18 protein-coding genes and 1 pseudogene are annotated in these 22,760 nt (G+C 58.2%); 13 read left to right on the top strand and 6 right to left on the bottom strand.

The features are described from left to right. Positions 1-108: 108 nt before the first annotated feature. Together OKW26_RS34185 and OKW26_RS34180 are read right to left on the bottom strand one after the other, a co-directional pair. On the bottom strand, positions 109-1,335 hold the full coding sequence (locus tag OKW26_RS34185; RefSeq protein ID WP_429356391.1) for a hybrid sensor histidine kinase/response regulator: 1,227 nt from the start codon (positions 1,333-1,335) through the stop codon (positions 109-111). A gap of 289 nt (positions 1,336-1,624) precedes the next feature. After that, positions 1,625-1,843 carry a hypothetical protein gene (locus tag OKW26_RS34180; protein WP_429356390.1) on the bottom strand — a complete coding sequence of 73 codons (219 nt, stop codon included), beginning with the start codon at positions 1,841-1,843 and terminating at the stop codon, positions 1,625-1,627. A gap of 239 nt (positions 1,844-2,082) precedes the next feature. Between OKW26_RS34180 and OKW26_RS34175 the strand changes: the two genes are divergently transcribed. Beyond that, positions 2,083-2,916, top strand: a complete 834-nt coding sequence (locus tag OKW26_RS34175; protein ID WP_184060941.1) for a transporter substrate-binding domain-containing protein — start codon at positions 2,083-2,085, stop codon at positions 2,914-2,916. A gap of 272 nt (positions 2,917-3,188) precedes the next feature. Here OKW26_RS34175 and OKW26_RS34170 read toward each other — a convergent pair whose 3' ends face one another. The 3 genes from OKW26_RS34170 to betC all read right to left on the bottom strand — a co-directional run bounded on the left by OKW26_RS34170 (position 3,189) and on the right by betC (position 6,639). Next, on the bottom strand, positions 3,189-4,061 hold the full coding sequence (locus OKW26_RS34170; RefSeq protein ID WP_260321172.1) for a substrate-binding periplasmic protein: 873 nt from the start codon (positions 4,059-4,061) through the stop codon (positions 3,189-3,191). Between the two features lie 197 nt (positions 4,062-4,258). Further along, on the bottom strand, positions 4,259-4,984 hold the full coding sequence (locus OKW26_RS34165) for a GntR family transcriptional regulator (RefSeq protein ID WP_184060942.1): 726 nt from the start codon (positions 4,982-4,984) through the stop codon (positions 4,259-4,261). Between the two features lie 104 nt (positions 4,985-5,088). Then, a complete protein-coding gene (gene betC / locus OKW26_RS34160) occupies positions 5,089-6,639 on the bottom strand; it encodes a choline-sulfatase (protein WP_429356389.1) in 1,551 nt (516 codons plus the stop codon). A gap of 489 nt (positions 6,640-7,128) precedes the next feature. Here betC and OKW26_RS34155 point away from each other — a divergent pair, with 489 nt between their 5' ends. From OKW26_RS34155 to OKW26_RS34110, 10 genes are all read left to right on the top strand, one after another. After that, positions 7,129-8,259, top strand: a complete 1,131-nt coding sequence (locus tag OKW26_RS34155; protein ID WP_260321173.1) for a porin — start codon at positions 7,129-7,131, stop codon at positions 8,257-8,259. Positions 8,260-8,724: 465 nt separating this feature from the next. After that, positions 8,725-9,558, top strand: a complete 834-nt coding sequence (locus OKW26_RS34150) for an amino acid ABC transporter ATP-binding protein (protein ID WP_184060944.1) — start codon at positions 8,725-8,727, stop codon at positions 9,556-9,558. Positions 9,559-9,568: 10 nt separating this feature from the next. Further along, positions 9,569-10,240 carry an amino acid ABC transporter permease gene (locus tag OKW26_RS34145; RefSeq protein ID WP_184060945.1) on the top strand — a complete coding sequence of 224 codons (672 nt, stop codon included), beginning with the start codon at positions 9,569-9,571 and terminating at the stop codon, positions 10,238-10,240. A 10-nt stretch (positions 10,241-10,250) separates the two neighbouring features. Continuing rightward, positions 10,251-10,916, top strand: a complete 666-nt coding sequence (locus tag OKW26_RS34140) for an amino acid ABC transporter permease (protein WP_184060946.1) — start codon at positions 10,251-10,253, stop codon at positions 10,914-10,916. Between the two features lie 35 nt (positions 10,917-10,951). Then, positions 10,952-11,830 carry a dihydrodipicolinate synthase family protein gene (locus tag OKW26_RS34135; protein ID WP_429356388.1) on the top strand — a complete coding sequence of 293 codons (879 nt, stop codon included), beginning with the start codon at positions 10,952-10,954 and terminating at the stop codon, positions 11,828-11,830. A 56-nt stretch (positions 11,831-11,886) separates the two neighbouring features. Further along, positions 11,887-12,903 (top strand): 4-hydroxyproline epimerase, encoded by a 1,017-nt coding sequence (locus tag OKW26_RS34130; RefSeq protein WP_184060948.1) that lies wholly within the window; start codon positions 11,887-11,889, stop codon positions 12,901-12,903. Continuing rightward, positions 12,900-14,192 (top strand): NAD(P)/FAD-dependent oxidoreductase, encoded by a 1,293-nt coding sequence (locus OKW26_RS34125; protein ID WP_429356387.1) that lies wholly within the window; start codon positions 12,900-12,902, stop codon positions 14,190-14,192. The genes OKW26_RS34130 and OKW26_RS34125 overlap by 4 nt, the downstream gene beginning before the upstream one ends. A gap of 13 nt (positions 14,193-14,205) precedes the next feature. Further along, the gene (locus OKW26_RS34120) at positions 14,206-15,687 is read left to right on the top strand and encodes an aldehyde dehydrogenase family protein (protein WP_429356386.1); all 1,482 of its coding nucleotides are present in this window, start codon (positions 14,206-14,208) and stop codon (positions 15,685-15,687) included. A 12-nt stretch (positions 15,688-15,699) separates the two neighbouring features. Beyond that, entirely contained in the window at positions 15,700-16,731 is a 1,032-nt protein-coding gene (locus OKW26_RS34115) for a proline racemase family protein (RefSeq protein ID WP_429356385.1), read from the top strand. A gap of 15 nt (positions 16,732-16,746) precedes the next feature. Continuing rightward, the gene (locus OKW26_RS34110) at positions 16,747-17,511 is read left to right on the top strand and encodes a GntR family transcriptional regulator (RefSeq protein ID WP_429356384.1); all 765 of its coding nucleotides are present in this window, start codon (positions 16,747-16,749) and stop codon (positions 17,509-17,511) included. A gap of 48 nt (positions 17,512-17,559) precedes the next feature. Here the strand turns inward: OKW26_RS34110 and OKW26_RS34105 are convergent, their stop codons facing one another. After that, positions 17,560-18,972 carry a PLP-dependent aminotransferase family protein gene (locus tag OKW26_RS34105; RefSeq protein WP_429356383.1) on the bottom strand — a complete coding sequence of 471 codons (1,413 nt, stop codon included), beginning with the start codon at positions 18,970-18,972 and terminating at the stop codon, positions 17,560-17,562. A gap of 114 nt (positions 18,973-19,086) precedes the next feature. On the opposite strand from OKW26_RS34105, the pseudogene OKW26_RS34100 reads away from it, so the two are divergent. Then, positions 19,087-20,414 (top strand): annotated as a pseudogene (locus tag OKW26_RS34100) (aspartate aminotransferase family protein). Between the two features lie 49 nt (positions 20,415-20,463). Further along, positions 20,464-21,987 (top strand): CoA-acylating methylmalonate-semialdehyde dehydrogenase, encoded by a 1,524-nt coding sequence (locus OKW26_RS34095; RefSeq protein ID WP_429356382.1) that lies wholly within the window; start codon positions 20,464-20,466, stop codon positions 21,985-21,987. The last annotated feature ends 773 nt before the right edge of the window (positions 21,988-22,760 follow it).

The following is a 22,760-nucleotide window of genomic DNA, read 5'->3' as shown; positions in this document are numbered from 1 at the left end:
TGTTCCCTGCACAATACTCCCGCCGACGGCATATTGGCCGTTCGGGGCGATGGCATGTCCCGTGAGGGGTAGCCTCCTTTATATGTTCCGGATGCCGTCCTCGATGTGTCACGAGCGGTGCCAGTCTTTACGATGTCGGGTCGCGTCCCAACGTCTGTGCCAGATTTTCGTAACCAGTGAGTCGGCGGAATTAGCGCTGCCCGGGAATGATGCCGTCCCCATCGACACTTTCCGCCGACCGCGACGCCATGAGCGCATGACATCCGCGAGGTTATCGAGCGACAGCGGTTTGATGAGATGGCAGTCAAATATCCGCTCATCAATCTGAGGTCTGCCTGGGGCATCGGTGCTGCCGGTCAATGCGACCAGTTTCGTCAGGGAGCATTGGGCGCGAAGGCGAAGTAGTTGTGCGAGCTCGATGCCATCCATCCCTGGCATCGTGATATCAATCAGCGCAACGTCCGGCGTGAATGATTCCACTATCGAGAGCGCGTCGGGTCCGCTCTGTGCCCGCTTCACCTCGTGCCCCTCCAGCTCCAGCAATGTGCCGAGCGCCGCCGTGGCGCCTGCGTTGTCGTCCACGAGAAGGATGCGAGCCGGTGCCATGGTGCGTGTCGCGGACGCGACTGGGGCACTCGTGCTTTTGCAGACAATGGGGAGCTGCACGGTGACTTCCGTCCCTTGGCCTTCACCGTCGCTCGCAACGATAACCGTGCCGTTGTGTGCGGCAACCAGATGCTTCACGACCGCCAGTCCGATTCCGAGTCCGCCTTCTGCCTTTCCGCGTGCTGACGCCGACTGGGCAAACATCTCGAAGACGTGTGGCAGCAGTGACGGCGAAATGCCCGCGCCGTTGTCCCTCACCGTGATGACCGCAGTGCGGGGCGATGAATCGTGTATCGGCTCGATGCTCAGGTCCGGTGCCTCGACTGACAAAGTGATGTCGCCGCCGGGAGGGGTGTATTTCACTGCATTCGTCAGCAGATTCGATATGACCTGGGTGAGTCGGGCAGCGTCGGCGTGAACGGTCACCGGAAACGGCGGAATGGTCACATGGATGCGGTGCTCACCGTTTTTGACGTCGGCTTTCATCGCCGTCACTGCATCGGCCACGATATCCTGGAGCAGCCCGTATGAAGGGCGAGTGGAGAGCTTTCCATGCCTTATCCGGGACGCGTCGAGCAGGTCGCCGACGAGTCGTTTGAGTATCCGCATCTGCCTGTCGGCGATGCCGAGCGCAGACAACACGGCGGGATTATCTGTAGCGAGCTTTCGTGCGGCCGTCAGGGCACTGTCAATGGGTGCGAGAGGATTGCGCAGTTCATGGCTCAGCAACGCAATGAAGTCGTCCTTGCGTGCTTTCGGCGAGAGTCAGAGCATTCCTTGATGCCTCCGCCTCTGACGCGCGCGCTTCGGCGTCGGCCTTTGCCCGGGTCATCGTGAGCGCTGCACAGGTGAAGTTCGCGAGACTGGTGAGGATTCTACGGTCCTCGGTATCGAAAACGCGTTCCCTGTCGTGAGACATCACCCACAGGGTGCCCCACGGGTCGGGTTCGCCCGGAATCGGTACGACCAGTTCTTCGATAATCTCGGGGGCAATGTGTTTCAGAAAGGCGAAGTGGCGCTAGGGAAAGGAAAAGAGTTGCCCCGTTGCCAGTTCAAGCGTCACGCCGCCTGGACTCTCCGCTATCGGGATGGTGCTGCCCACGGCGGCAAGGCATGCACCCGAAACCGCGACCCAGCGGAAGATGGGCGTGCCGTCGGTGTCCGTTTCCACTAGGCCGATGCCCGCGCTGCCCGCATCACACACCCTCAGTGCCATATCCGAGAGCGTCTGCAGCATGGTGCCGTCCCACAACGTCAGTGCCTGTGCCAGACGGTGCATCGCGCTGCTTTGCCGCCTCCGCTTCTACCGCCCGGCTTTTGCGTCGGCCTTCGCCCGGAAGGCCAGGGCAATCGCCTAGTTGACAAGTCGAATTTTGACTTCCTATTATGCATACACAGATGCACACATCTAAGCACACATAGTTGTGTGACGTACGCATGTTCGTCGCCGGGATTCCCCTTGTTTGAGAGGTCATCATGGTTCGGCTGTCTCGTTTTACCCGTCAAGCTTTGTTGTGTCTGGTTGCCGCTGGTTGCGTCATTGCCAGTGTGCCGGCTCGCGCTGACGACTCCTCCGCATGGCAGAGCGTGAAAAAGGCAGGTGTCCTGCGATGCGGCGCGGCGGTCGCGCCTCCGTATGTGATGCGCGACCCGAAGACCGGGGAATACAGCGGCTTCTTCTCCGAGCTTTGCCGAAACTTCGGACAGAACGTCCTGAAGGTGAAGGTCGAGTTCGTCGACACCACGTGGGACAACATCGTTGCAGGTCTGCAGTCGGAAAAGTGGGACCTTTCGATGGCGCTGAACGACACACCGGACCGCGAAAAGGCGATTTCCTTCTCGGTGCCGGCAACGGATTACAACGTTTCGTTCGTCTATAACAAGAACAACCCGAAAATTCCGAAGGGTGCTCACACTGTTGCGGAAATTGACAAGCAGGGCGTGACTATCGCGGTCATGTCAGGAACTGCGCAAGACAAGGCTATTTCGGCAGTTATCAAACAGGCTCAAATCATGCGCTTGCCAGGCAACGATGAGACGCGTCTTGCTCTCATGTCGAAACGCGCTGACCTTCTTGCTGACGCCAACATCACTAACATGCTGTTGACCGAGGCGCATCCCGAATGGGCGGCCACCGTCCAGCCGACCCCGCCTCTTGCTCAGCAGGAAGTCGCATTCGGCGTTCGGAAAGAGACGCCTGCGGCTGACATCGCCGTCCTGAACAAGTACGTCAATGAGCAGGTCAAATCGGGCGCCGTCAATCGCCTCATCAAGACATCGGTCCAGGCCATGCTCACCTCGAACAAGTAACACATAGAGAAGTAATACACCGAGCGCTGCGATGGCCCTGCCGGCATCGCGGCGCCGTTCCATTTGCGATGCGTACAAGTTGCGCAAGTCCTCTCTCCCTGTTCCATTTGCATGGCGCTGCAGCCCAGCCCATTTCAATGACTGTTCGGCTACCTGCGGCTTCAGAGTGGCCTCGAGTTATGCGCTCTCGTCGGGGCGCTGTTCAATCAGTCTCCAATCAGACCGCCAACGGGGTTTTTTAGAGGTCGTTGGCGGCTTGAATACGGAAGTTGTTACTTTGCGGCGTCGAGCATTTGTTGAACCGAAGCCTTCACAAGCTTGTCGACCGACCCAGACTTCACCTGAGACGCAATGAAGTCGTTGAGAACTGCAACGTCCGCAGGCGGAGTACCCTTGCGAAGACCAAACGCAACGTTCTGGTGCGCGAGTGGGGGCGTTGGGCTGAACGCTGCTGCCCAGTCCGGGTGCGCCTGCGTAAGAAGCATGTTCGTGATGCTCGGGTCTGCAACCAAATCTGCTCGGCGGGAAAGAAGGGAAAGCCGTACCTCATCGTCCCCCGGCAAGCGAACAATCTCTGCCTGCTTCAGGGCAGCAGTAATGGCTTTGTCCGCGGCGGTGCCAGACATGACGGCAATTCTGATGTCCTTCTTGTCGATGTCGGCAAGGGAGTGGATACCTCCCGCGAACTTGGGATTCTTCTTGTTGTACGCGAACGACAGGCTGTAGTCGATGGCCGGAGCGGAAAAATCGATGGCTTCCCGTCGGGCAGGCGTGTCGTTGAGCGCCATGGAGAGGTCCCACTTTTCCGACTGCAAGCCGGCGACGATGTTGTCCCACGTAGTGTCAACGAACTCCACTTTGACCTTCAGAATCTTCTCACCGAAGTCACGGCACAGGCTGCTGAAGAATCCGCTGTGCGTCCCGGTACTGGGGTCGCGCATAACATAGGGAGGTGCGACAGCGGCGCCACAGCGAAGTACGCCCGCCTTTTTGACGGCTTGCCACGTGTTTGCATCATCGGCCTTGGCCGGCATGCTTGCGAGGGCAGCGGAGAGAAATGCCGCACATGCTGCGGCACCAAGAGTCAAGCGAGAGTTACCTAACATGTCGACCCCAAAAAAGAAAGTGATGGTGTGGTCAATCAATCCGTTCGAATGGTGCACATCAGTGCATTGAGCTTCTTCACCTGGCAATATTTGACTGGAAATCCGACAAATTAAAATGTCGTCCTAACAAAACTGTCTGAAGCCCGTACCTCCAGTTGACGTAACCCGCTTGTTAAAGGCGACAACCGCCGGATGTCGCGTTCAATACGTCAACCAGCCGACCCAGAACAGGCACCTCATGACCCCTCGACGGTTTTGCTCAGGTCAACCTCAGAGACCTGGTCGCTTCGCATGAATTCGAAAAAGCTCTCCCGAAAGTGCCTTGTCTGTTCCAGCGCCAGGTTGTCTGCCAGGTCGGGTTCGCAGGCGCGGATGGCTTTCAACATCATCTCGTGCTGTTGATACAACTGATTCGCATCGTGTGTCTGTCCCAGGTGCTCGATGTGCAGATTGAACATCCGACGGCGTTCGTCGAGCAGGCGCTCATAGAACGCAGCCAGGTAGGGATTCCGGCCTGCACGCGCTGTCGCCATATTGCAGTTCTTGTGGGCCGCAGAAACGCTGAGATAGTCACCTGTTGCGATTGTCTCGAGCAATTCCTTGTTAGCAGCCGCAATCATGACCAGATCCTCGTCCGTACGATTTGTCGCGGCGAGTCTGCAGTTCAGGCGATGAGCGATACCGAGCGCCTCGACGTACTTCGGGAACGCCTCCAGTTCGATTGGCGACACAATCGTGCTTCGGTTGGGAAGCACGACTGCGAGACCGTCGCCGACCAGCCGAATCAACGCTTCGCGTATCGGGGAACGGGACATCTGAAACCGGTCGGCCAGCGTTGCCTCGTCAAGAAGCCTTCCTGGTCGTTGCGCAAGGTTCAGAATCTCGGTGCGAAGCGTCTGATACACCGTTTTGGTGCTGGTTACCTTTCCTCGGCGCTCGTCGTCAGTTAGGAGAGTGTTCATAGCATGCTTCGTTTTGATTGGATACCGCAGTCAATCTGGTTTGTTCGGGAAGATTGCGGAGAGCCTTCCAGGACTTCCCGACTATCTGGGTCGCCGGGCCGTGTTCAATCGCTGTCGGGCAATCTCAGGTACGACCGCTGTTCTACCTCGGGGAAATACTCTCCGCGACGAACAAACTTCGTGTGGTCGCGAACCGCATTCGGATAAGTTTCCCAGTCGATAACCCGACCAGTCTGCAGCGAGCGCATCAGGAACTGCCTAGTTCGCTGATTGGCCGCGACTTCTTCCCGAAGGTCTTCAAGGTTCCACGTTTCCGCCAGAATCGTCTTGAGTTCTTCGAGGATGGGGCGAGCCTCCGGGTCGTCGGCGAGGTTATTGACCTCACCCGGGTCTGCATCAAGATTATAAAGCTGGGAAGGATACGCCCTGGAATAGACCAGCTTGTACTTTCCCTTTCGCACCATGACGCGTGGAGCTTTCGTCCCGCCGTCAAGGTGCTCAGCAAGAACCACCCGGTCGGGCTCATCTTTCTTCATCAAAGACAGAAGGCTGCTGCCTTCGTAGGCCGTCACGATGGCTTTCTCGTCTCCATTAGCAATGTCAACCAGAGTGGGGAGCACATCGACGAGTGATACGGGGGCCTTTACGCGTCCGGGACCCTTTGCGCGCGGGTCGTAGAAGAAGAGCGGTATGGATAGCGCGGGTTCGAACAGGTTTTTCTTGAACCATAGACCGCGCTCGCCAACCATGTCGCCGTGGTCCGACGTGAACATCAGAATCGTGTCTTTTGCCATCCCGGTGGCTTCGAGGGCCGCCCGTAGTTCTCCCACGCGCTGGTCGATATAGGAAATCATAGCGTAGTAGCCATGCCGCGCGCGCCGATAGACTTCGTCAGTCACGTTGTACTTGTCGAGACCGTAGTGAAAGTACAGGCCGCGGCTATGGGGGTCCATCTTGTCGAGTTCAATTTCGGCGACGCGAGGCTCGTCGATTTCCTCGTCCTTGTAGAGATTCCAGAACTCGGGAGTCGAGACGTACGGGTCGTGAGGCTGCGTGAACGAAACTGTCATGAATAGAGGGCGACCGTCACCATATCGACGCCAGTCGTAGATTTGCTGAACCGCACGCCTGGCGACTTCATCGTCGTAGTCGATTTGGAGTGACCGCGCGACGGCATTCGCGTCGGCGACCGTTTCAACGCTTGACACACCCTGGGTCTTGACATGCGTTTCCGGGTGCTCCGGGTCGCCGACCTCGTCATAAGTCAGCGGCGTCCAGCTGAAATCCGCGGGGTAAATTTCGGTGGTCAGACGGTCCTCGAACCCATGGTGCTGGTCGGGGCCGACGAAATGCATCTTGCCGGACAGACACGTGTAATAGCCGGCGTCCCTAAGGTAGTGAGCGAATGTGGGAACGGACGCGGGAAACTCGGCCGCGTTGTCGTAAGCGCCAATCCGGGAAGGCAGGCGCCCACTCATTAAAGCAAAGCGCGATGGCGCGCAGAGCGGGTACGGACAGTATGCGTGCTCGAAAACGGTGCCCTCAGACGCTAGCTTGTCCAGATGCGGCGTTTTGCAGACTTTGTTGCCATACGCAGGGAGCGCGTAAGCCGTCAACTGGTCGGCCATGATGAACACAATGTTGGGCTTCTTCATCGAACGTTCCTTGTCACCTCGTCTCACGGCACAACCAGCATCGGTTTTTCGAGGGTTGAGCCATCCCTGTGCTATCCGTTGCATCCCGTTTGGGCCTTCCGGATTTCCTGCAATCATTTTGTCGACTAAAATTCGACAAGTAAACTGTTTTTTGGGTCGCCACCGGTTTTTCACCTCCGCGTTAACCCGATATATCGCGACACTTCGGTTCGAGCGGTACCTATCCGGTTTTTGTTCGCTTGACCTTGTCGAAAATTGGGCGACATAATCGGCGCAAGTTGCACACTTTGATGTATACACTGCAGCGTTTGAATATCTGAGAGCGCTGTTAGCCGGGCGGTTCGTGGAAGCGAGGCCGGCGGTTCCTCAGGGTGGTGCTGCTGTCGGAGGCGGCAACAGATGTCGACTCCGTGCATGGTGCGGCAGGTCTCCTGCAGGTTGGGTCTTCGTAACGCAAGCTGATTTAAACAATATATTGAGGAGTCCGATATGAAAGCTTCACGGCTGTTTGGCGCTGCTATTGCAATGATGCTCGCAAATGTCGCCAACGCTCAGAGCGGCGCCACCTTGTACGGAATTATCGACGCGGGATTCAACTACGTGAGCAATCTCAAAACCGGCAACGGTGCGCACGCGTTTATGTTGTCCGATGGCCCTCCGCAGGCAAGTCGATTCGGCCTGAAGGGGGCAGAGGATATCGGGGCTGGGAACAAGGTTATCTTTCAGCTCGAGAATGGTTTTAGCGTGGCGAACGGCAATCTCGGCCAAGGTGGCCGGATATTCGGGCGCCTCGCCTGGGTGGGGATGTCGGGGCAGTCTTGGGGTAAGGTTACCCTCGGTCGTCAGTACGACCCGGTTGTTGACTACCTTTATCCGCTGACTTCGTGCGGCACCTACGGCGGCGGATACATGTGCCATCCGTTCGACAGTGACAACATCGGCAACGACTTCCGCGTCAACAATTCCGTCAAGTACACGAGTCCGAACCTGGGTGGTTTCACGTTCGGAACGATGTACGGGATGAGTAATCAGGCCGGAGGGTTCAAGCAAAACCGTGCGTATAGCGTTGGGGGTTCCTATGCGAACGGGCCTATCTATCTCGGCGCGGCATTCGAGCAACTGGATAATCCAGGCACAAACGCCGATGGCGCTGTTTCATCCAATGCAGACGCTCCGTTCGTCGCAGCCCGTCAGCGCATCTACGGTGCGGGTGGAACGTACACGATTGGCCCCGTGAAGCTGGCAGCGTCATGGGCCCGGACGGTGCTTGATGGCATCAAGTCAGGCCCCATCGTTTCCAGCTACCTGCGACTTGACAATTACGAAGTAAACGCGACCTACACGTTCACACCGAGCGTCCTTTTGTCCGGGGGCTACTATTTCACGAGCGGCAATCAAGCTTCCGCAACCGGGGACCTGCATCCGAAATGGCACGAATTTAACGTGATGCTGGATTACATCCTTTCAAAGCGCACGGACGTATTCGCAATGGCCATTTACCAGAAGGCAGCCGGGGATGCGACCTTTGCGAGCATCTACGCAATCGGGCCCACCGCGACGGAGGCACCGGGAAGCGCCCGCCAGACCGTAGTGCGGCTGGGTATCCGTCACAAGTTCTAAATTAAATTAAAGGCTTTCGCATCAGCGGAGGCCTCTTTGCGCACCTTAGCACGCACCGTCTCTCAGGCATCGCAGCGATGCAGTGAGCATGGAGCGGCCGCAGCTGACGTGTTTTTCAACCTTTCACTTTTGCCTGAATTGCTGTCGATATGGGCCCTCAGCAGCAAGAAATCACTGGCAATTCTGTGCTGCGGGTTAACCCCCTGAGCGGTTTCCCTGAAAACCTCGAATAGAGGTTGACAGTGCAAATTTCAGCTGCCTAAACTGTGTGCAACGCTGCATACACCGAAGAATGCAATGTAGCACGCGGCGAGATGTATGGTGAAGGGCGGTCCGCCCGAAACCCTCCCTGCCGGGTACCAGCCGCCGGACATGAGCGCCTCGGCCGGAGTTGCTTGAAGACCGTCAGTTTTGGCTCGCTTACTTATTCAGGCGCATCGCACGCGCTTCGCTGGAGAGACTTCAATGTTGTCACCCCAAACCATGGCCATTCAACCCAACGGACAATCCGCCGTCCATGACGTTCCCGTCTCCACAACCGGAGACTTCGTCCAGTTTCGCCAGGTGTACAAGTCTTACGGCGAGAACCTTGTCGTCATGGACAAGATGGACCTCGACATGCGTGCTGACGACCGCCTTGTCATCATCGGCCCTAGCGGAAGCGGAAAAAGCTCCCTGCTGCGCGTCATGATGGGCCTCGAGGGAATTCAAAGTGGCGAGATTGGCTTCCGGGGCCAGCCCTACATTCGAGGCGCTGATGCAGGACGTGCAAAACGCATTGACGCCAAGCTCCAGAAGCAAATCGGCATGGTGTTTCAGCACTACACGCTCTTTCCTCATCTGTCGGTGCTCGGCAACCTCATTCTCGCCCCCGTCAAGGCTGGCGGCCTGTCGAAAGCAGAGGCCACCGAGCGTGCGCGGATATATCTCGCCCGGCTGGGGCTGGAAAGCAAGCTGCATGCATATCCGAGCCAGCTCTCCGGCGGTCAGAAGCAGCGCGTTGCAATCGCCCGCGCATTGATGCTCGAGCCAAAGCTGATGCTGTTCGACGAAGTCACGTCGGCACTCGACCCGGAAATGGTCGTTGAAGTGCAGAACGTAATGCTGCAGTTGGCTGAACAGACGATGGCCATGATTATCGTCACGCACGATATGCATTTTGCGCGTGATATCGGCACTCGTGTGGTGTTCTGCGCAAGCGGAAAAATCGTGGAACAGGGCGCACCTGCCGAAATGTTCAAGTGTCCGAAAGAGGCTCGCACTCGCGAGTTCCTCGAGAAAGTTCTGCATCTCGACTGAGGTTAAAGCCATGAACTACCACTTTGACTTTAGTTTTCTTGAAGGCAGTGTTGGGGCATTGCTTTCTGGCCTCAGGGTGACGTTGGAGCTGGCTATTGCCTCCAACGCCATGGGCCTTGTTCTGGGCTTCCTTCTTTGTCTCTTGGCGATGAGCCGCTGGGCAGTCGTTCGATGGCCGGCTCAGCTCTTCATCGAGTTTTTCCGCTGCACACCCGCACTGCTGCAGATTGTGTGGTTCTTCTACTGCATTCCGATGCTCGCAGATGTGTTCATCGACCCCATCGTTATGGGCGTGCTTGCGCTCGGCCTGAATCTCACTGCCTTCAACGCGGAAGCGTATCGAGCCGGTGTCCAGGCAGTTCCCAAGGAGCATCTCGACGCGTGCGTTGCGTTGGGACTGCGTCCCTGGCAGCGTACGTTCTACGTCGTGCTGCCACAAGCCCTGCGAAATGCGATGCCTGTTCTGATGACCAACGGCATCGGCAGTCTTCAGCAAAGTGCTCTGGTTGCCATCGTTGCTGTTGCTGACCTGATGTACGTCGCCAAGAGTCTCGCGACTGAAGCTTATCGTCCTCTCGAGACTTACTCCGTCGTGGCGCTGATTTACTTTGCACTAACCTTGCCCATCTCGAAGCTAGTGCATCTTGTCGAGCGCCGGCAGGACGCGGCTATGCAGCGATAAGGAACTGAACATGAGCCTCAACTTTTTTGCCGTCTTTCCCTATTGGCACGTCCTGCTTAAGGGGCTGGGCGTTACGCTGGCTTTTACAAGCAGCTGTGCAGTGATAGGGAGCCTCGCAGGATTCATGTTGAGCCTGCTGCGGATGTCGCCGACACCATGGGTTAAAGGGCTGACCACTTTTTATGTCCAGTTCTTCCGCGGCACGCCACTGCTGATTCAGCTTTTCTGGGTCTTCTTTTGCTTCCCGGTTATTTTCCGGATACCGATTCCTCCGTACCTGTCAGTCGTCATCTCACTGACCATGTACATGGCGGCGGTTACGAGCGAGACCTTCCGTGGAGCCCTGAAATCAATTTCGGCCGAACAGCATGACGCATGCACCGCCCTCAGCCTCACGCCGCAAGCGAAGGTTCTCTATGTGATTTTTCCACAGGCACTGCTCAGGGCGGTTCCGCCGCTCCTTTCGAACATTGTCAGCCTGTTCAAGGAGAGCGCGCTCATCTCGTCGGTGGGTGTCGCAGACCTGATGTTTGTTGGAGAGAGCATTTCCAACAGCACGGCTCGGCCGGTGGAGTTCCTGACCGCAGTTGCAATTATTTACTTCCTTGTCGCGTTCCCGCTGACACGTCTGGTCGGGCTGGTTGAATCGCGCTTCCTCAGACGTTTTGCCTATTAACCCAAACAGTATTTTTGATTGTCGGAGTAACTCAAATGCAGATGAAAGGTATCCTGCCCGCACTCGTCACCCCGTTCAATGTGTCCGGTGCGGTCGACCACGACACGCTTGCGTCCATCCTCGAGTTCCAGCTCAAGGCTGGCGTCAGTGGATTCGTTCCGCTGGGCTCGACGGGCGAATACTACGCGCTTACGCACGACGAGCGACGCGCCATCCTGAAGACGGTCCTTGAAGTCGTGGGTGATCGCGGCATGCTCATCGGCGGCGCAAACGGCTCGTGCACGCGCGAAGTCATCGAACAGGTCCAACTGGTCCGCGACGCGGGCTACAAGAACGTTCTCATTGCTCCGCCGTACTACGCGCTGCCGTCGCAGGAAGAGCTTATCGGCCACTACGAAGCCATCCTGAAAGCAGTTCCGGACGTCGACATCGTCCTGTACAACTACCCTGTTCGCACGAATGTCGAAGTGGGCTTCGGCGTGCTGGACGCGTTCAAGGACAACCCGCGCGTCATCGGCATCAAAGAAAGTAGCGGCAACCTGTTGCGCGCCGTCGAAATCGGCGAGAAGTACAAGGACAATTACCAACTGTCGTGCGGCTCGGACGACCAGGCGCTCGACTTCTTCCTCTGGGGCGCGAGCAGCTGGATTTGCGGTCCGGCAAACTGCTTCGTGAAGCCTGTGGTTGATTTCTACAACAAGTTCACCGCTGGCGATATCCGCGGCGCGCAGGACGTGATGCGTTCTCTGTTTCCGGTTATGGCGACCATGGAAGCAGGCAAGTTTGTGCAGAAGGTGAAGTACGGCTGCGAACTCGCCGGCTTCAAGGTCGGTCCTGCACGTATGCCGCTCAAGCCGCTCACGGACGAAGAAAAGACAGCGTTCCGCGCTGTTTTTGAGGCCGCCCAGGTCTGACGCACGCGCGCCGACGGACACATTCCGTAGGCGCATTTCTTTCACGAGACATCGGAATGACGAGACATAGTTTCAGGTGCATCGAAGGGCACGCAGAGGGCATGCCAGTCCGCATGGTGATTGACGGCGCGCCTCAGCTTACGGGGAAGTCGATGAACGAGCGCCGTGAAGAGTTCGTCGCGACGTACGACTGGATTCGTCGTTCTCTTATGCTCGAGCCCCGCGGGCACTCTCACATGTCGGGCACCATCCTCTATCCGGCATTGTCTGCTGGGTCGGATATGAGCCTGCTCTTCATAGAGACGTCTGGTTGCCTCCCCATGTGTGGGCATGCGTCAATCGGATCCATTTCGTTCGCACTTGAAGCAGGTCTTGTTCATCCGAAGTCGCCCGGCAAGGTCGTTGTCGATGTGCCTGCCGGGCAGCTTACCGCTCACTATGAGACGGAAGGCAGGCGTTTGACCTCCGTCCGCTTTACAAATGTACCGAGCTTCCTGCTGTATCGCGATGTGGAAGTGGTCCATCCGCGGTTCGGCAAACTGACCATCGATATTGCCTACGGTGGCAACTTCTATCCGATAGTCGAGGTGCAGCCGAACTTCCCTGGCTGCGAGCATTTCTCCCCCGAGGAACTGCTTGATTGCGGCCGCCAGATGCAGGTCTTGGTCAACCACACGGTCGATGTTGTTCACCCCGACAACCCGAACATTCGCGGCGTCAAGCACTGTATGTGGACGGGTGCTCCGATTTCGAAGGACGCCGATGCTCGCGCCGTCGTCATCGCAGGTGACAGCCTGATTGACCGTTCGCCTTGTGGAACGGGCACGTCGGCGCGCGTGGCTCAGCGCCATGCAATGGGGCTGCTGCAGCAAGGAGAGACTTTCACCCATCAAAGCCTCATCGGTAGCCATTTTATCGGCCGTGTTGAATCTACGCTGAAGTTAAAAAGTGGTATCGATGCCGTGCTGCCGAGTGTTGAGGGACGCGCCTGGATGACTGGGCGTTCGGAGCACTACGTCGATGACTCGCAACCCTACGCGCATGGCTTTGACCTGCAGGAGTTCTCCAAGTGAACGCCGTTCCTCGTGATTCTTTCACGGCCAGCCAGGCTCCTGTAGTGCAGGAATCCGCCGCTGTCGTCGGTGGCGGCATCATCGGAGTCTGCTGCGCACTCTATCTTCAGCGCGGTGGCTACGCCGTTACGCTGGTTGACCCCGAAGCGCCAGGCAACAGTACGGCGAAATGGAGTTGTGGCCAGATGGCGGTGAGCGAAATCATCCCGTTGTCGAAACCCGGCATTTTGATGAAGGTACCTGGCTGGTTGATGGACCAGAAAGGTCCTCTTGCATTGCGCCCAAGTGCACTGCCGGGCATCGTGCCGTGGTTTTTCCGTTTTCTCATGTGCGCGCGCCATTCGAAGATTGTCGACATTGCGCAGTCAATGGCGACGCTCACGCACGACGTGTATGCCGACTATGCACCGTTGCTTGATGCCTGTGAGGACAAGACCCTGATGGGCGAGCGTCCGATTCTTGAAGTCTTCGACAATCCAGCGGGCATCACCCACGAGCAACCACACCTCGACCTGCGCACATCCCTCGGCTTCAAATCGCAGCGGCTGAACGCAAAAGAAATCGGTGACCTTGAGCCCGCATTGGCAGGACGCTTCGCTCACGGTTTGCTCTTTCCTGACTGGCGAGCGGTCAGCGACACAGAGGGCTTCGTTGCCGCGCTCACGGAAAGTTTCGTTGCCCAGGGTGGTCGGCGCATTCGCGCGGAGGTCACCCGCATCGACGAGTCGAATGGGCGAGCAACGGGTGTCACGCTAGCAAACGGCCAACGCGTGCAGGCCAGTGCGGTTGTTGTGGCCTCTGGCATCGGTTCGCGACGGTTTTTCGACGCACTAGGTGTCAGCATCCCGCTCGAGGGTATTGCAGGCTACCAGGCCGTACTTGCGAATCCGGGCGTCGAAATCCGTCATTCCACAATCTATGCGGACGGAGGCTTCTGCTTCAGCCCGATGACGCGTGGCCTTCAGATTGGCGGCACGATTGAATTCGCTGGACGCGACGCGAAACCGAACTTCAGGCGCGCCGACATCATCCTTGAAAAAGCAAAGCGGGTGTTACCGGAACTCCAGACGGACGATGTCGAGTATGGCGTTGGCTATCGTCCCTTCCTGCCAGACACTAAACCCATCATCGACCGTTCACGTCGTCTGCAGAACGTGTTTATGGCATTCGGCCACGGCCAGCTCGGTCTCACATTAGGCGCAACAACTGGACGTCTGATTGCAGACATGGTTGCCGGGCACCCGACGAAACAGAACCTCACACCATTCAGCGCCTACCGCTTCTCCTGACGGGACGAATTCGATGAAATCGTACGAGCATCTCTATATCAACGGCCAATGGGTTTCGCCCCTGCAGGGTGGGACTTTCGATACGGTTGACCCGAGCAATGAGAAGGTGATTGCAAAGGTCGCTGCCGCAACCTCGGAAGACGTCGACCTTGCAGTCAACGCTGCCCGCAAAGCATTCGACGAAGGCCCATGGCCCCGTATGAGCGGCGCCGAGCGCGCCGCTGTCCTTCGCAGAATCGGCAAGGGCATTCGTGACCGTTTGCAGGAGCTTGCGGAAATCGAAGTTCGCGACAATGGCAAACCGCTTCCGGAGGCCCTATGGGACCTGGGCGATGCAGCCGGTTGCTTCGAATTCTATGCGAGTCTCGCCAAGAGGCTGGATGCCGATGCCGAGAAGCCTGTTGCGCTTTCCGATGACCGCTTCAGCTCGGTTGCGCGCAAGGAACCGGTCGGTGTCGCGGGGGCCATCATCCCCTGGAACTTTCCGATGTTGATGGCCGCATGGAAGGTCGCGCCTGCTCTCGCAGCTGGCTGTACCATGGTCCTGAAACCGTCGGAGCTCACGCCTCTGACTGCGCTTGAGCTCGCCGACATTGCGGCCGGTGCTGAACTTCCTCCCGGCGTGCTCAACGTGGTCACCGGTCTTGGCAAGGACGCAGGCGCCCCGCTGAGCGAGCATCCGGGTATCGACAAGCTGGCGTTCACCGGTAGCGTTCCGACCGGTACCCGAATCATGCAGGCCGCTGCGCGCGACATCAAGAATGTGAGCCTCGAACTGGGCGGCAAGTCGCCGTTCATTGTCTTCGAAGATAGCGATATCGATGCGGCCGTCGAATGGATTATGTTCGGCATCTTCTGGAACCAGGGAGAGGTTTGCTCTGCGACGTCGCGCGTTCTCGTGCAGCGCGAAATTTACGGGCGCCTGCTCGAGCGGCTGGAAGAGGAAACGCGCAAAATCACTATCGGGAACGGTCTTGAGGACGGCGTGCTGCTTGGACCACTCGTTAGCGAGGGGCAGTATGAGAAAGTGCTCGAAGCCGTCGCGCGTGGCAAGGAAGAAGGCGCGCGACTGGTAACTGGCGGAGAACGACCCGCACACCTCGATAAGGGTTACTTTATGGAGCCCGTCGTTTTTGCCGATGTACCGGAAGAAAGCTGGGTCTGGCGTGAGGAAATCTTCGGGCCGGTCGTATGCATTCGACCGTTCGACACTGAGGCGGACGCGGTGCGGTCCGCAAACGATTCGCGCTTCGGCCTTGCTGCGGCGGTGATGTCGCGCGATAACGAGCGCTGCGAACGTGTCGCGCGAGCGCTGCGCGCAGGCATTGTCTGGATTAACTGCTCGCAACCGACTTTTACGGAAGCTCCATGGGGTGGCTATAAGCAAAGCGGTATCGGCCGCGAACTTGGCGAATGGGGCCTTAACAACTATCTGGAAACAAAACAGATTACGCGGTACGACAGTGACAAGCCATGGGGCTGGTACATCAAGTAAGGTGGGTCAATCATGCGCTGGAAAAAGACACTCCAACTCGTAGACGTGCACTGCGAAGGCGAGATTGGCAAGGTTATCACGGCAGGAGTCGTCGGCATCCCCGGTGAGACCATGCTCGACAAGATGAACTACATCAACGAGGTGGACGACAGTCTGCGCAGACTGGTCGTGCTTGAGCCGCGAGGCTGCCTGCAGATGTCGGTCAATCTCCTGCTGCCGCCGACTCGTCCTGAAGCACACGCCGGATTCATCGTGCTGCAGGCGGACAAGGCGCATCCGATGTCGGGCAGCAATGCCATTTGCGTGGTCACAGCGTTGCTTGAACTCGGTATGGTCGAGATGCAGGAGCCGGAAACGACTGTGGTGCTCGACACGCCAGCGGGATTGGTTACCGCCCGCGCGAGCTGTAAGGACGGGCGTTGCACCGAGGTCTCACTCGACATGATGCCGTCGTTTGTCGAACAGCTGGACTTTAGCTTCCAGACGTCGCACTTCGGAACAATCAAGGCGGACATCGCGTTCGGGGGCGTCTATTACGCGCTCATCGACGTCGAACAGGTTGGGCTGGAGATTGCGCCAGAGAAGGCCCGCGAGCTTGCCGAGCTTGGCGTGTCGCTGAAGGATGTCATCAACGGGCAGATTCGGATACAGCATCCGCTCTACCCACAGATTAACGAGGTCGCCTACGTGATGTTCCGCAATCGCGTGACTGACGAACTGTATCAGACGTGCACGACACTGCCTCCTGGTCGGGTCGACAGGTCACCGTGCGGAACGGGAAGCTCGGCCAATCTGGCGACGCTGGCCGCCCGAGGCCTGGCGGACGTTGGCAGTCGGCTGAAATCGCGCTCGACAATCGGAGGCGAATTTACCATCGAGCTCCTCGGCAAAACCGAGGTAGGAGGCAGGCCGGCGGTGCTCCCGCGTGTTCAAGGGCGGGCGTGGGTCTACGGAATCCAGCAGATTGGGGTCGACCCTGACGACCCGCTCGCCGCCGGCTTCATGCTGAGCGACACCTGGGGCTCGGGTTTCCTGAAGGCCTGAGGCGGAGTGCGCGCGATGATAAACTTGAATGCGCGCCCGTCTTTCCGGGCCCACGATGATGGCGGTGAAACGATGAGCAAAGGCACGACAGAGACTGAGACCAACGTGCGCCGGCATGGCGGACGGTACATCTACGAGGAGTTGCGAAAGCAGATTCTGACGCTGCAACTCAAGCCAGGCGCCCCGCTGGACGAGGTATCGCTTGCGGAGCAGTTTGGCCTTTCGCGTTCGCCGGTGCGCGATGCGCTTGCGCGACTGACTAGCGAAGGCCTGGTGACCATTCTTCCGAACCGCACGACTCTTGTCACGCCGTTCGAAATTGAAGAATTCCCCAAATACATTTCGGCACTTGACCTCATCCAGCGAGCGGTCACGCGGTTGGCAGCACTGCACCGAACCGATACCGACCTCGCCCGCATCCGTAAGGCAGATGACGTGTACATGCAGGCGGTGGCAAGTGGCGATTTCCAGGCGATGTCCGAAACGAACAAGGCTCTGCACATGGCCATCGCGCATGCGGCGAACAACCCTTACTTCGTCGGATATTACGAGCGGCTATTGGGTGAAGGCCAGCGACTGTTGCATCTGCATTTTGACTTCACGGTCACTTCGCCGACAGCGGCGAAGCTCGGACGCGACCACGACGAACTGATAGACGCGATAGCGAGGAAAGACGCCGAGGCGGCGGAAAAGGCCGCGCACGAGCACACCATGCTGTTCCAGAAACGGTTTCTTGATTACATGCGACAGAACATGACGGAATCGATGGCCGTTCTGTGACCCGTTGCAGGCAGCTTTGGTCTCTCCGAGTCTGCCTTTTTCGCAAAGCTAGGCGGCGCCGCTGGTCAGCCCCTTCATAAACGTCCACAGTTCCGGAACGTCGGACGCCGCTGCATTGAATCTGAACCACTCAGATGCGGGCTCCCCTGGTCGGAAATATGAGCCAGGAGCAAGCCAGATGCCCTTGCTCAACGCATCATTTGCAACTGCGATGCTGTCTTCCGGCCGAATAGGCAACTTCGCCCACAAAAACAGCCCTGCATTGGGCGCGTGGAATATTTCGAGGCCGGCTCTGGCCATGGACTCAGTCACGCGCGCGTGCGCATTGAACAGCCGTTCCCGGATGTGAGCGGTATGACGGTCGTAGTGCCCTTCTATAAGGACGGTCGCGACAGCACGCTCGGTAACTTCGGATGAGGTAAGGCCGACCGCCATCTTTGTCAGGGCGAACCGCGAAACGAGGTCTCGGCTGGCGGCGATATATCCGACTCGCATTGCGGGTGTGATGGTTTTTGAAAAGCCTGATACGTAGATGACCCGTTGCAGACCTTCCATCGCCGCGAGGCATGGCGCGCCAGGCGGAGCGAGCTCTCTGGAGATATCGTCTTCAACAATCCACAGACCTTCGCGGTCGGCAATCTGAAGCAGGCGGAACGCTGACGAAGCGCTAAGCGATGTTCCCGAAGGATTCTGCAACACGGTATTGATGAACAGGCCCTTCGGGCGATGTCGCTTCACCACCTCTTCAAGTTGCGCGCTATCGATGCCGTCAGGTGTACGCGGAACACTCACCACGTTGACGAATGCCACCTTGAGAATCTGCAGCAGATTGCAATAGCACGGGTCTTCAACAATCACCGTGTCACCGGGCCGAAGAAGAGTCCGAACGACGAGGTCCAGCGCCTGAGTGACGCCTTGCGTCAACAGAACGTCAGTGGTACCTACGGACAGCGAATATCTACGCAACGAATTAGCGATATGCTCGCGCAGTGTCGCGAGTCCGTACGGATGGCCGTAGCCTCCGATGCGGGGTCCTGGCACGCGGCTTACTACGCGCAACGCGTGTTGAACGCCACTCTCGTTTATCCAGTCGTTTGGAATCCACCCGCATCCCGCCTTGATGGGCACAGACTGGTCCGCAAAAACGTCGGACAGTAGCCACGCGGCGTTTAAACTTGGAGCGCTCCAGACAGGCGCAGCAGGCGCTTTGGCTGCTGGAGTTGCGACACGGTAACCTGCTCCGGCACGGGCGTTCACAAGCCCTAGCGAAACAAGCCGTTGGTATGCTTCAGAGACTGTGTACGTGCTCAGGTTATGAGCTTTCGCAAGCGTTCGTACAGAAGGCAGCATGGTGCCGGCGGGGTACGTACCCTGCCTCAGTTCCTGCTCGATTGACGAGACAATCTGGTCGACCAGCGTACCTTCGTTCTTCCTGAGGCGGGACAGGTTCAGTTCGAACATTTCAATACAGTCCGGGAGAAGTAGTTAGTACAGTCTGACCGTTTGTTTTCGGCTGTCCAGTGATTGTAGCGTGCGAAGTCGATAGAGTTGACTCCATATTCACGGAGTCATCTCATGAGCACAACGCAAACCGGGCCGGACCTCTCGAACTTCTGGATGCCCTTCACGGCGAACCGGCAATTCAAGGCAGCACCCCGACTGTTCAAATCTGCGAAGGGCATGTACTACACGACCGTGGACGACCGTCCCGTGCTCGACGCGACGGCAGGTCTTTGGTGCGTGAACGCGGGCCATGGCCGCTCGGAAATCACGGAGGCTGTCGCTGAGCAACTCGCAACGATGGACTATGCGCCGACGTTTCAGATGGGCCACCCGCTCGCATTCGAAGCAGCGACCGCGGTCGCCGAATTGATGCCGGTGGGCCTCGACCGTATCTTCTTTACAAACTCGGGTTCGGAGTCGGTCGACACAGCGTTGAAGATAGCACTCGCCTATCATCGTGCGCGCGGTGAAGGGCAACGTACCCGCTTCATCGGCCGGGAGCGTGGTTATCACGGTGTTGGGTTCGGCGGCATTTCAGTCGGTGGCATCCTGGCAAACCGCAAGACGTTCTCCGGTAACCTGATGCCACATGTGGACCACCTTCCGCATACGCTGAACATCGCGGAGGCAGCGTTCACGCGTGGCCAACCGACCTGGGGTGGACATCTGGCAGATGAGCTTGAGCGGCTCGTCGCGCTCCACGACGCCTCGACCATCGCCGCCGTTATCGTCGAACCGCTTGCAGGGTCGACTGGCGTAATCGTTCCTCCGAAGGGCTACCTTGAGCGACTCCGCGAGCTGTGCACCAGGCACGGCATCCTGCTGATTTTCGACGAGGTGATTACCGGATTCGGGCGCTTGGGCGCGCCGACGGCGAGCGAATATTTCGGCGTAGTTCCGGACGTCCTCACGATGGCGAAGGCAATCAATAACGCGGCCATTCCAATGGGTGCCGTTGCGGCCAGCCGCGCGGTCCATGACACGGTGGTCAATGCAGGAGCGGAGAATGCTATCGAGTTTTTTCATGGCTACACCTACACTGCGCATCCCGCCGCGGCAGCAGCTGCTATTGCAACGCTCGATATCTACAAGCGGGACCGACTCTTCGAGCGTGCAAAAGAGTTGTCCGGCGTTTTCGAAGATGCTGTACACGAGCTGCATGGCTCGCCGTACGTGAAGGACATCCGGAACCTCGGTCTGGTCGCCGGTATCGAGCTCGAATCGCGTCCGGGTGCACCGGGTGCACGCGGATACGACGTATTCCTGAAATGCTTCGAGGCTGGCGTACTCGTGCGTTACACCGGTGACATCTTGCCTTCTCGCCGCCACTGATTATCGACGAGCAGAAGATTGACCAGATTTTCTCAACGGTGCAAGACGTACTGCGCAACGCTGCCTGATTTTAACCACCAGGCCGCCATCGGCCAGACAAGCATCTGGAGTTCCGAAATGAATGTAGCAAATGAAACAGCGAACCTCTCTATCAAGCAGGTTAGCCACTTCATCAACGGTCAAATCGTTGTGCCGTCGAGCGACCGCTTCAAGGATATTTTCAACCCCGCAACCGGAGAGGTGACCGGCGGAGTGGCCCTTGCCTCCGTCGAAGAAGTCGACCAGGCGGTGCAGGCAGCCGCGGCAGCTTTCCCGAGCTGGAGCGAGACTGCTCCGCTCAAGCGTGCGCGCATCCTGTTCAAGTTCAAGGAACTGCTGAACAAGCACCACGACGAGCTGGCGATGCTCATCACGCGTGAGCACGGCAAGGTCTTCACCGATGCGCAGGGCGAAATGGTACGTGGCATCGAAGTTGTCGAATTCGCTTGCGGCATTCCCAATCTCCTGAAGACGAACTTCACCGACCAGATTGGCGGCGGCATCGATAACTGGAACCTGCGTCAGCCGTTGGGCGTGGTGGCGGGCATTACGCCGTTCAATTTCCCCGTGATGGTGCCGATGTGGATGTTCCCGGTTGCGCTGGCCTGCGGCAACACGTTCTTGTTGAAGCCGTCCGAGCGCGACCCGTCCGCTTCGGTGCGCCTCGCCGAACTGCTCAAGGAAGCTGGCTTGCCGGATGGCGTCTTCAACGTGGTCAATGGCGACAAGGTGGCAGTCGACGCGCTCATCGACCATCCGGACGTCGCCGCCCTGTCGTTCGTCGGCTCGACGCCGATTGCGGAGTACATCCATACGGAAGCGTCGCGTCGCGGCAAGCGCGTGCAGGCGTTGGGCGGCGCGAAGAATCACCTCGTGGTGATGCCGGACGCAGACCTGGACCAGGCGGTGGATGCGCTGATTGGTGCCGCCTACGGCTCCGCCGGCGAGCGCTGTATGGCTATCTCGGTGGCGGTCGCCGTGGGTGACACCGGGGACGCCCTCATCGAGAAGTTAATTCCGCGCGTCAAATCGCTTGTTATCAAGAATGGCGAGAAACTCGACGCTGAAATGGGGCCGCTCGTGACGGCCGAACACAAGGCGAAAGTGGCCGGCTACATCGCTTCCGGCGAAGCCGAAGGTGCCAGGCTCATCGTTGACGGGCGAACTCACCCGGTCTATTCGAGGCCAGGGTATTTCATCGGCGGTACCCTCTTCGACGACGTTCGGACGGACATGAAAATCTACAAGGAAGAGATATTTGGGCCTGTTCTTGCGGTGATTCGAGTGCCCGATTTCGCGAGCGCAGTGAAGCTAATTAACGCGCATGAGTTCGCGAACGGTGTCTCGCTTTACACGTCGGACGGCGGCGTGGCCCGGGCGTTCGCGCGACAGATTCAGGTCGGCATGGTCGGCGTGAACGTGCCCATCCCGGTTCCGATGGCATGGCATTCGTTCGGCGGCTGGAAGCGTTCCCTTTTTGGCGACCATCATGCTTACGGCGAAGAAGGCGTACGCTTCTATACGCGCTACAAGAGCGTCATGCAGCGTTGGCCGGATAGCATTGCCAAGGGAGCCGAGTTCACAATGCCCGTTGCGAAGTAAGCTCATGACTTGGCGCGGTCGGCGGTTGCGGATGGCGTCCACTGGCCGAGCCGAGCCAGGCTCAGTCGCTTGGGTCATACCACAACAAGGTTGTAGTGGCGGCAAGCGCGCCCCCGCGTTTCAACGCGGGCGCCAGAAGTCGCATGGAGGATTGAAAACATGGAGGCTTGGATGTTTCGTCGCGGTCCTCTCAAGTGGCTCTTGGGGGCGAACCGCGACGAGACGGCGCTGCAGATGCAAGATGCGGTGGATTTGCTGGCAAGGGGGTGGCCGGAACGGTGGAATGGTTGATTGCGGGACAGATTTGACCCAGTGAGTTCGAGCGGGCCCTGATGGTGCCTGTAGACCCATCCGCGATTCGTACGGAGGGCTTTCACGCCTCGCGTGACGCTTCGGAGCCCCCTCCCTAAAAGTGTCCCTCAGCCGCCCTGCGCCCAAAAATTTCAAAGAAAACGGGGGGTAAAAAGACGAGCCGCTCGATGGTTACATGCGCTACCGAATAAATGCGTCCCTAGCCATAGCTGACAAGGCTTTGACCGTTTCGGCACTCTCCGTCAGGGAGGCTTCCATGACGAGGTCGAGGGACACTTTCTTTTTTGCCGGGCACACGGGATGCCGGCCAGCGCCCACGCACTCCACCGTCACCGACTTCGCCAGATTCCAGGTTTTTGCCGGCGTCAGATAGGAGCGCATCAACGGCCATCGCCGCTAGGAGTCGTTCTGAGGCGGTCAGCGCAGTGCGTCTATCTAAAAGAGGCGCATTCGCTAGAGAA

This window comes from Paraburkholderia sp. 32, assembly GCF_050435345.1.
Classification (GTDB): Bacteria; Pseudomonadota; Gammaproteobacteria; order Burkholderiales; family Burkholderiaceae; genus Paraburkholderia; species Paraburkholderia tuberum.
Note: the sequence above shows the minus strand (reverse complement) of the source record. Positions and strands in the feature narration are given on the sequence as shown.

Excerpts from the sequence above, each read along its gene's own strand:
- OKW26_RS34180 (WP_429356390.1), bottom strand. The coding sequence starts at position 1,843 with ATGCTGCAGACGCTCTCGGATATGGCACTGAGGGTGTGTGATGCGGGC.
- OKW26_RS34175 (WP_184060941.1), top strand. The coding sequence starts at position 2,083 with ATGGTTCGGCTGTCTCGTTTTACCCGTCAAGCTTTGTTGTGTCTGGTT.
- OKW26_RS34165 (WP_184060942.1), bottom strand. The coding sequence starts at position 4,984 with ATGAACACTCTCCTAACTGACGACGAGCGCCGAGGAAAGGTAACCAGC.
- betC (WP_429356389.1), bottom strand. The coding sequence starts at position 6,639 with ATGAAGAAGCCCAACATTGTGTTCATCATGGCCGACCAGTTGACGGCT.
- OKW26_RS34155 (WP_260321173.1), top strand. The coding sequence starts at position 7,129 with ATGAAAGCTTCACGGCTGTTTGGCGCTGCTATTGCAATGATGCTCGCA.
- OKW26_RS34150 (WP_184060944.1), top strand. The coding sequence starts at position 8,725 with ATGTTGTCACCCCAAACCATGGCCATTCAACCCAACGGACAATCCGCC.
- OKW26_RS34145 (WP_184060945.1), top strand. The coding sequence starts at position 9,569 with ATGAACTACCACTTTGACTTTAGTTTTCTTGAAGGCAGTGTTGGGGCA.
- OKW26_RS34140 (WP_184060946.1), top strand. The coding sequence starts at position 10,251 with ATGAGCCTCAACTTTTTTGCCGTCTTTCCCTATTGGCACGTCCTGCTT.
- OKW26_RS34135 (WP_429356388.1), top strand. The coding sequence starts at position 10,952 with ATGCAGATGAAAGGTATCCTGCCCGCACTCGTCACCCCGTTCAATGTG.
- OKW26_RS34130 (WP_184060948.1), top strand. The coding sequence starts at position 11,887 with ATGACGAGACATAGTTTCAGGTGCATCGAAGGGCACGCAGAGGGCATG.
- OKW26_RS34120 (WP_429356386.1), top strand. The coding sequence starts at position 14,206 with ATGAAATCGTACGAGCATCTCTATATCAACGGCCAATGGGTTTCGCCC.
- OKW26_RS34115 (WP_429356385.1), top strand. The coding sequence starts at position 15,700 with ATGCGCTGGAAAAAGACACTCCAACTCGTAGACGTGCACTGCGAAGGC.
- OKW26_RS34110 (WP_429356384.1), top strand. The coding sequence starts at position 16,747 with ATGATAAACTTGAATGCGCGCCCGTCTTTCCGGGCCCACGATGATGGC.
- OKW26_RS34105 (WP_429356383.1), bottom strand. The coding sequence starts at position 18,972 with ATGTTCGAACTGAACCTGTCCCGCCTCAGGAAGAACGAAGGTACGCTG.
- OKW26_RS34095 (WP_429356382.1), top strand. The coding sequence starts at position 20,464 with ATGAATGTAGCAAATGAAACAGCGAACCTCTCTATCAAGCAGGTTAGC.